Raw genomic sequence first — 9,259 nt, 5'->3', positions numbered from 1 at the left:
ACCCCGCCCCGTCCTCGCGAGGTCCCCGGCTTCGCGCGCCTGCAGGTCCATCGCTACGACGCGCGGGCGGGGGACTGGATGAAGACGCCATCCTCCGCGCCGGGTGACGCGCGCCTGGCGCCGGAGCGACTCACCGTCGCCACCTTCAACGTCCTCTTCGACCTGTACGACCGGGAGAAGCTCGCCACCGAGCACCGCACGCCCGCGGCCCTGGCGCTGCTGCGCGAGACCGACGCGGACGTCATCGTCCTTCAAGAAGTCACCGCGCCCTTCCTGCGGGCCCTGCTCGCGGAGGGCTGGGTGCGCGAGCGCTACCACGTGTCGGACGGTCCCGAGGCGAACACCGTCATCCCCTACGGGCAGGTGCTCCTGTCGCGCGAGCCCCTCGCCTCGGTGTGGCAGCGGGTCTTCTCGCGCGACAAGCGCCTCATCGTGGGCGAGCTGCGACTGGCGGGCGGACCGCTGTGGGTGGCCACGCCGCACCTGACGAGCAACCGCGAGGCCACCGGCGCCGCGGCCCGGGCCACCCAGGTCCACGCGCTGCTGGAGGAGCTCCCGTCACTCACGGGCGACGACGACGCGGGCGCGCCCGACGTCGTGCTGGCCGGGGACTTCAACTTCGGCGACGGTGACGCGGAGGTGGAGTCCTTCCGCCGCGCGGGCTTCGTGGATGCATGGCCCACGCTGCGCCCGTCCGAGCAGGGCGAGACGTACAATCCGCGGCTCAACTCGCTGGCCGCCATCACCACCGTGTCCGGACGGCTCCAGCGGTTGGACCGCGTGCTGGTGGCCTCGCCCTCGGGGCGACTGTCGCCGGAGTCCATCGAGCTGTTCGGCGAAGCCCCGCTGAAGGGCGCGCGTGCTCCGTCCGGCGAGCCGCTGTTCGCGTCGGACCACTTCGGCATCCGCTGCGTCCTGCGCCGCGATACCCGCGCGGCCTCCTCCATGACGGGCGCCGCGGCGGCCCGGCTCGTCCACCACACCGCCGTGGTGCTCATCCCCCCCGAGTCCGTGTGGCCGCCCATCCAGGCGCTGCGCAAGAAGCACGACGCGAAGTTCGAGCGGTGGATGCCCCACGTCACCCTGCTCTACCCTTTCCTCCCCGAGGAGGACTTCGACACGGTGGCGGCGCTGCTCTGCGAGGCCGCGCGGAGCATCGAGCCCTTCCAGGTGACGCTCTCCGACTTCGACCACTTCGACCACCGCGCCAGCGCGACGGCGTGGTTGCGGCCCGAGGACGCGCCCCGAGGTGCCCTGGCGCGACTGCACGCGAAGCTCGTCTCCGTGGTGCCCGAGTGCGCGCCCCCGGCCCATGGGTTCCACCCGCATCTGTCCGTGGGGCAGGTGCCCCACTCGGACGGCGTGGACGTGGAGCGCACGGTCGCCACGTGGGCACGGGGCTGGCGTCCGCTGAGCTTCGAGGTCCGCGAGGTCTGCATCATCCGCCGCCAGGGCAACACGCCGTTCGAGGTCGTCCGACGCATTCCGCTGGGTGTCGCGCGCGCGGAGGCCACGACAGCGGGCACCGGTGACGACGCGTTGCGCTCCGCGCTCGGGAACGTGGGCGCCGTCGAGAGCGCTCCCGAGACACGGGCGAAGCGCGACGAGGCCGTGGAGCGGCTGCGCGCGCTGTGCGCTCGCGTGGGTGCCTCGCTGCATCCGTATGGCTCCTATCTGCTCGGGACCGATGGCGCGGGCAGTGACGTGGACGCGGTGGCGCTCGGCCCCGCGGGCCAGTCACGGGAGGACTTCGCGCGGGAGCTGTTGGGCGAGCTGGCGAGGTCGGAGCCCGAGAGCCGCGCGGCCTCGCGCTTCGTCGCCGATGCGGCCATCCCGCTGGTGAAGGGGGTGCTGGGCGGCGTGAGCTTCGAGGTGTCCCACGCCAGTCGGCCCGAGGGCGCCGGATCCCTGGACCCGATGGAGCTGCTCGCGCGACACGCGGACGCGTTCGACCCCGCGGGCCTGCGCTCGGTGCTGGGGCTCGCGGACATGAAGGGCGTGCTGGAGGCGCTCGGTCCGGACGAGGACACCCACGCGAGGTTCAGGCGCCTGCTGCGTGCCGTGAAGGCCTGGGCCCGGGCTCGAGGGCTCTACTCACATGCGCTCGGCTATCTCGGGGGCCTGTCGTGGACGGTGCTCGCGGCCTGGGCCACCACGCGCGCGGCGCCCGAGGCGGTGAAGTCCGACGTGGACCTGCTCGCGCACTTCTTCGACACCTTCGCCACGTGGCCCTGGCCCCAGCCCGTGGCCCTGACGATGGAGACGGCGCGCTACCGGCCGGATGGCAAGCGGGACCTGCTGCCCATCATCGCCCCCGTGGCGCCACTGAGGAACACCACCCGCAACGTGTCGCGCTCCACCTCCCGCATCCTTCGCGAGGAGTGGGCGCGTGCACGGGAGCTCGTGGCCCAGGCGCGCAGGACGGGGACGCCCGGAGCGTGGTCCCTGTTGTTCGAGCCGCTCGATTCGACCAGCCAACCGTCGACCCGACTGCGGCTGAGCGCCGACGCGAAGACCCCTGAGGGGCGCGAGGTCGCCCAGGGATGGCTGCTCGGGCACATCACGGCCCTGGCGTACCGCCTGGAGAGTGATCGCCGCCTGACGGTGCGTCCCCTCCAGGCGCCGGGAGCCGGGGGCTCGCTGCTCATCGGACTGGAGGCCCGGGACCCGAGCGCGCTCGCGTGGAGGCCGGGCACGCCGCTCGTCGAGGCGGTGGAGTCCTTCCGCGCGTCGTTCCTCGAATGGGCCCACCGTCCCGACGGGGCCACCCTCCAGGTGGAGCTGTCACGCGCGAGCGCCTCGGGCCTCCCCGGGGAAACAGACCCGTAAGGACAGACACCCCGCTGCAGCCCTGGCGCGTCCCATGAACATCCTCCCCGGGTGAGATAGACTTCACCCGAAGTCATTCACACCGAGGGGGGGGTCGTCGTGTCCCAGAGCCATCGTGTCGCGAAGCTGCCCATCCGCATGCGGGGCTTCGTCCAGCCCGACACCCAGTCTCAGTTCGAGGGCTACGTCGAGGCGGGCACCTACTTCGTGCTGGAGGAGAAGCCGGGCAGCCCGACGCCGGACACCGACTTCGTGCGCCTGGAGGTCCCCACGCTGGGCGCGCTGGACACCTGGGTCTGCACGCGCTGGCGCACGCAGCACTACGTGAGCGTGACGAACCAGGCGCAGCCTCCGCCCGCCGTGCGGCTGCCCTTCGATGACGACCCGCTGGCCATCGCCGAGAGCCAGCTCGTCACGTTGCTCCAGAGCCTGAAGGACTTCCGCTACGACCTGGACCAGGCGTACTACCCCTGGGACCTCCCGGGCATCCGCGTCCCTCGCGCGCCGCCCCTGTTCAACAACTGCTGCACCTTCGTCGAGGCGCTCACGGTGAAGGCCTTCGCGGACGCCCACGGCGCGAACTTCGCCTGGGACTCGCGGCGCCACCGGCAGATGATGATTGCCTCCACGGAGGACTATTTCTCCCCCATCACCGCCGCCGTCGAGAGCGGCATGGCCATCCCCGCGCCCTCGGCCGATGCCCACCCGCATCCGTGGACGCTCATCCAGGGCTGGCGCAACCCGTGGCGCTCCGGCCACACCTTCCTCGTGGTGGACCACCACCCCGCCACCGACAAGGCCCTGGTGCTGGAGTCCAACAGCGCCAACGGCCTCGACGGCGTCGGCTACCGGGGCATCGGCAACCTGAGGGACCTCGGCCTCGAGCCGCCCGAGGGCTGGTGGAACCTGCCGGACGTCTGGACGTGGCGGAAGCTCTGCGCCACGTACCTCTTCCGCCAGCAGGCCTGGCTCAAGGTCAAGGACCGCTCCTTGTCCAGGCTGTCCGCCACCTCGCCCTGAACGCGCGACTCAGAAGCGCCGGCGCCGCAGCTCCAGCATCCAGGCCTCCAGCGCGTCCACGGCGTTGGAGGGCGGCGCCTCGGGCAGCACCGACGCCGCCAGCGCCGCGTCGAGCACCTCGAACGAGCGGGCCACCCGGACGCGCCACGCTTCGCTCAGCGCCTCCGGCAGCTCGCTCTTCTCCCCGCGCCGCTTCTGCTCCACCAGCTCGCGGGCCTCGGGGAAGCCGTGGGCGTCCAAGAGCTCGGTGACGTCCGTCTCCACGACCCCGGTGCGCAGCAGGTGCGTGCCCGTCAGCGTGGTGCGCAGCACGTAGAGCAGCTTCTTGGCGGAGCGAAAGCCGCTCTTCTCCCACTCACGCAGCTGGCCGTGGGCGAAGCCGTTGTAGTGACGGAACACCCGCCGCGACAGCACCTCGCGCGCCAGCGGCTGGAGCGAGGCGAGGTCCGGAGAGGCCCGCAGGGTGATGGCGCCCAGGATGCGCTCCAGGTAGTTGCCATTGCCCTGCAACAGTCCCTGGAGGACGGATGCGAGCTCATTGGACGAGTAGTCCACCTCCACGCCGTCCACCACCTCCAGGCGCTCGGCGTTGAGCTGCCGGGGGCTGAGCCCCAGGAGCATGGCCGTGGGCGCCACGTGGATGGACTTCAGGTCCAAATCACTGTCGGGCGAGGGGAACCCGTAGGCATGCGCCCCCGTCAGCGACACCACCAGGTGCTCGCGTCGCGCGGACTCCTCGTCAAGCACGCGGTCCGCCACCGTCTTCTCGTGCTCCGTCAGCGTGCCCTTCATTCCGAATCCTTCCACTCCATCCGCGGGGCCTCGGGCGCGTCGCGTCCCCAGGGTCCCGGCTCCTTCGTCACCCAGCGCCGCGCCACTTCATCCCCCACCCGCCGCAGCAGCCGGTCCGCGCGCGCGTAGTCGGGCTGCTCCGGCAGCCGGCTCTCCCGCCGCGCGGCCTCCAGCTCCGGCGCCATCGCCTCCGCGTCGCGCAGCACGTCCTCGAGCGGGACCTGCCCCGCCTTGATGTCCAGCAGCCGCGCCTTCAGGGCGCCCGTCGCCTCGAAGACAGGCTCGCCGTGGCGCAGCCAGGCCGTGGCCGTGGCGATCAACCGCAGCAGGTTGTACGCGTTCTTCGGTCGCAGCTCCCGCGCCGACGGAGGACGCTGTCCCCCTCCACGCGCGTAGGCGGTGAGCGCCGCGAAGTCGTTGGCGGCGAGCAGGCCCTGGTCCGACAGCGAGCGATAGAGCTGCTTGACGTAGGTCTTCGCCGCCAGCAGCGCGTCCTCGGGCGTGGGCGCGCCGCGCGGGGAGATGTCCGCCAGTCGCCGGGCCACTTCGTCCAGGTCCGGCGTGGGGTCCTCGCACAGCCACTCCAGCAGCAGGTCCCGGTGCTCGGCGAGCCGCTGGCTGCGCGTGAGCTTGTCGAGCTGGCTCATGGCATAGCGACCGAAGCTGCCGAAGATGGACTGCGAGACGAAGGCCTCGCGCTCCGCGAGGAACCACTCGCCCAGCTCATCCAGTGCACGGGCGCCGGGGACGAACAGCGTCTCCAGCGTGTTCGGGTCCGCGCGCAGGGCCTGCTCCACCGTCTTGCGCGCCTCCCAATAGGTCGTGCTGCCGTCGGCGCTCACCAGGTCCTGCGGCGCCTCCACCAGGCCGAAGCTCCACGAGAGCGGCAGGGCGAACACCCCTCGCACGTCCACGTCCGACTGCGCGTTCGCCAGTCCCCAGGCATGGCTGCCCACGCGCGTCTCCAGCACCACGCACGGCCCCAGCGCGTTCCAGGCGGCCTCGCGCCGCTGGGCGAACTGGACCTGTCCCGGACGCCGGGGCACCAGCTCGTCGCGCGCGAACCACACCTCGCCCACGCCGACGATCTGGATGTCGAGCCCGCCGTCCTTCGCCCGCACCACGCGCCCCACCACGCCCTGGGGGATGCGCCGCCCGCCGGAGGTCAGCCGCTCCACGCGCGTCGTCACCTCGGTGCCATGCGGCAGCGGCACCGACAGCCGGTCCACCTGCTCCAGGCCTCGGATGCGCGCGGCGCCCGGGTGGGAGGAATCCTTGGGAGAGTCACTCATCGTTCACCTCGAAGTGCGCGGCCGCGCGAGGGACGCCCGAGCCCCCGGAGGGCTGACCGGGACCTCAGCCCCGCGCGGTCGGCAGGGCGATTCTCTCACGAAGGCGCGACAGCAGCGCGCGCGTCGTGGACAGCTCCGCCCGGCACCGGTCCAGTCGCTCGCGCAGGGAGTCGACGTCATCGCCCGCGTCCGCGCGCAGCTCCAGCTCCCGACTCAGCGTCTCCAGGGCCGACGCGCCGAACCAGGCCGCGTTGGACTTGAGCGTGTGCGCCGCGCGACTGAGGTCGTCGAGCAGCCCCTGCCCCAGCGCCGTGTACGCGTCGTCGAGCAGCGCGGGCATGCTCTGCAGCGCGGTGTCGATGAGCTCCGGGAGGATGTTCCCCGCCTGCGAGCCCAGCTCCCGCCACAGCCGGGCCAGCGCCGCGGGCTGCAGGCCGGGGATGCGCGCGGCCTCGGGCACCAGGTCGTCGGAGAGCCCCTGCTCCGCGATGACGACGCGCTCCGGCCGCGTGCGGGTGCCGCCGACGGGCCGCGGCGTCTGGCAGCGCACCAGCGCGGCGGTGAGCGCCTCCACGCGGATGGGCTTGGACAGGAAGTCGTCCATCCCCGCCTCGAAGCACTGCTCCCGGTCGGAGTCCATCGCGTTGGCCGTCATCGCGATGACCCACGGCTGCACCGTGGGCGGCAGCTCCTTGCGGATGCGCCGCGTGGCCTCCAGGCCGTCCATCTCCGGCATCTGCAGGTCCATGAAGACCACGTCGAAGCGCTGGCGCAGGGACCACTCCAGCGCCTCGCGCCCGTTGGACGCCGCCTGCACCTGATAGCCGAGCCGGTCCAGCATCAGGCTGGCCAGCCGCTGGTTGGTGAGGTTGTCCTCCACCAGCAGGATGCGCAAGGGGACGCGGTCTCCGGGCCTGTCTCGGGGCGCGGGAGCCCCCGTCGGCGCGGGCTCCACGCGCACCCGGGGCACGTCCTTGGAGAAGCAGGACATCAGCGTGTCATGGAGCTGCGAGGCCTTCATCGGGCGCGACAGCACCCCGGAGAACAGGCCCGGCGGAGGCGCGGCGCGGCGTCCCGGTGAGGTCAGCAGGAACAGCGGCAGCGCCCGCAGGTCGTCGCGCTTGCGGATCCGCGCCGCCAGCGAGGGACCGTCCAGTCCCGGCATCTGGTGGTCGATGAGCGCCAGGTCGAACCCGGAGCCGCCCGACTGGAGCTTGGAGAGCGCCTCCATGCCGGAGCCCGCCTCCACCGGCTCGGCGCCCCACGCCTGGAGCTGTCGTCCCAGGAGCCGGCGGTTGATGGCGTTGTCGTCGACGATGAGCACGCGCCGGCCGCGCAGCAGCGGCTCGTCCGAGCGCAGGTAGCCCGCCGTCGTCTGCGGCGCGGCCTGCACGGTGAGCGAGAAGAAGAACGTGGTGCCGCGGCCGGGCACGCCCTCGCTCTCCACCCAGATGCGCCCTCCCATCGCCTCCACCAGCCGCTTGGAGATGGCGAGCCCCAGGCCCGTGCCGCCGAAGCGCCGCGCCACCGACACGTCGAGCTGGTTGAACGGCTGGAACAGGCCCTGGCGCTTCTCCTCGGGGATGCCCGGCCCCGTGTCCTGCACGGAGAAGGTGAGCTCCCACGGCGCGTCGGTCGCCTCGGCGCGGCGGACCCCGTCCACGGAGACGACGGCGCCGCCCGACTCGGTGAACTTCAGCGCGTTGCCCACCAGGTTGAGCAGCACCTGGCGCAGGCGGGAGGCGTCCCCCATCACCACCTGGGGCACGTCGGGTGAGATGTCCGCACCCAGGTCCAGGCCCTTCTCGCTGGCGCGCACCGCGAGCAGGTCCAGCACCGACTCCACGCACTGACGCAGGTCGAACGGGTGCCGGTCCGTCTCGAAGCGGCCGGCTTCGATCTTGGAGAAGTCCAGCACGTCGTTGAGCAGCGTGAGCAGCGCCTCGCTGCTCTGGCGGATGGTGGAGATGAACTCGCGCTGCTCGCCCGTCAGGTGCGTGTCCAGCATCAGCCCCGTCATGCCGATGATGGCGTTCATCGGCGTGCGGATTTCGTGGCTCATCGTCGCCAGGAACAGGCTCTTGGCCTGGTTGGCGGACTCGGCCGCCTGGCGCGCGCGCTGGAGGTCGGTGATGTCGTGATAGATGGCGATGAAGCCCAGCTGCCGGCCGCCCACCGACACCGGCAGCGCCAACAGCTCCACGTCCACCATCGTGTGGTCCTTGCGCAGCCGCCGCGTGACGGAGTGCACGCGCCCGCGCTGGGTGACGTCGCGTTGGGCCTTCTTCGCCTCGGGCAGGACGCTGTCCTCGGTGGCCACCAGGTCGAAGATGTGTTTGCCCAGCGCCTCCTGCGGCGTGTACCCGAAGAGCCGCTCGGCGGCGGGGTTCCACGACAGGACGATGAACTGGCGGGTGATGGTGACGATGGCGACGGGGCTGTTGCGCACCACCGCCTCGAAGAACTCCTTCTGCTGACGGATGGAGGCCTCGACCTCCAGGCTGCCGCGCATGTCCTGGAGCTGGAGCACCCAGCCCAGCGCGTTGCCGGCCGCGTCGAACTGGGCCAGCGTCTGCACGCGCAGGTAGTACGCGGGCCCGGCGCCGCCCGGCCGCTGTCCGGCCAGCTCCGTCTCGTGCGGCGTGTCCGGCGAGCCGCGCGTGTCCGGCGGACGCCACCCCGACAACAGGCGCGTCACCGCCATGCCCACCAGCTCACCGCGCGGACCGAAGATGCGCTCGGCGGCGCGGTTGACCTCCTGGATGAGCTGGGCAGCGTCGAGCACGAGCACCGCGTCGCGCGCGTGCTCGAAGACGGTGGTATGGGCTCTGGACGCCAGGTCGGACACCACTCCCCCTACCCTCCCGAGTGTAGGTCAGCTCCGCCCCCGCTCCTATTTTCGAGACGGCGCGAGCTGGCCAGGGCCCAGGCGCCCGCCCACGACGGGGACGGGCCCAGGCCCAGCGCGCTGGTGACGCGCGCTTTCAGCGGCTGCGCCACCACGCCTTGAACTCCATCCAGGAGATCCTCCCCGTGCCGTCCGCGTCGACGATGTCGAGGGCGATCTCCAGCTCCTCGTCCGTGACGTCCTGCCCGAGCGCCTCCAGCAGCCGCGCGAACTCGGCGCGCTCGATGGCGCCGGTGCGGTTGCGGTCGTAGCGCTGGAAGATGTCGAGCAGCTCGTTGCCGGAGCTGGTGAATTCGTCCACCGCCGCGTGCTCGGGCGCCAGCGGGAGGATGCCGGCGGAGGACGTCTCCACCTGCTCCACGGAGGCGAGGCTGGGGGCGGGGCGCTCGGGCAGGACGTCACGGACGAGGAGCTGGAG

6 protein-coding genes are annotated in these 9,259 nt (G+C 72.1%); 2 read left to right on the top strand and 4 right to left on the bottom strand.

The annotated features are described in order from the left end of the window. Both FL311_RS37495 and FL311_RS37490 read left to right on the top strand, forming a co-directional pair. Nucleotides 1-2,829 (top strand): poly(A) polymerase (locus FL311_RS37495; RefSeq protein WP_141332471.1); only part of this gene is annotated, 2,829 nt, incomplete at its 5' end. A gap of 99 nt (nt 2,830-2,928) precedes the next feature. Then, a complete protein-coding gene (locus FL311_RS37490) occupies nt 2,929-3,849 on the top strand; it encodes a hypothetical protein (RefSeq protein ID WP_228557340.1) in 921 nt (306 codons plus the stop codon). A gap of 9 nt (nt 3,850-3,858) precedes the next feature. Here FL311_RS37490 and FL311_RS37485 read toward each other — a convergent pair whose 3' ends face one another. The 4 genes from FL311_RS37485 to FL311_RS37470 all read right to left on the bottom strand — a co-directional run. Further along, nucleotides 3,859-4,641: a nucleotidyltransferase domain-containing protein gene (locus FL311_RS37485; RefSeq protein ID WP_141332470.1), complete on the bottom strand. Its 783-nt coding sequence runs from the start codon at nt 4,639-4,641 to the stop codon at nt 3,859-3,861. After that, a complete protein-coding gene (locus tag FL311_RS37480) occupies nt 4,638-5,933 on the bottom strand; it encodes a nucleotidyltransferase domain-containing protein (protein ID WP_141332469.1) in 1,296 nt (431 codons plus the stop codon). The genes FL311_RS37485 and FL311_RS37480 overlap by 4 nt, the downstream gene beginning before the upstream one ends. Before the next feature lie 64 nt (nt 5,934-5,997). After that, complete coding sequence (locus FL311_RS37475) at nt 5,998-8,784, bottom strand: response regulator (RefSeq protein WP_228557339.1); 2,787 nt, start codon at nt 8,782-8,784, stop codon at nt 5,998-6,000. A 133-nt stretch (nt 8,785-8,917) separates the two neighbouring features. Continuing rightward, the coding region (locus FL311_RS37470) for an EF-hand domain-containing protein (RefSeq protein WP_194869526.1) at nt 8,918-9,259 on the bottom strand (342 nt) is incomplete at its 5' end.

The organism is Myxococcus sp. AB025B (genome assembly GCF_006518215.1).
In the GTDB taxonomy this organism is placed as follows: domain Bacteria; phylum Myxococcota; class Myxococcia; order Myxococcales; family Myxococcaceae; genus Myxococcus; species Myxococcus fulvus.
Note: the sequence above shows the minus strand (reverse complement) of the source record. Positions and strands in the feature narration are given on the sequence as shown.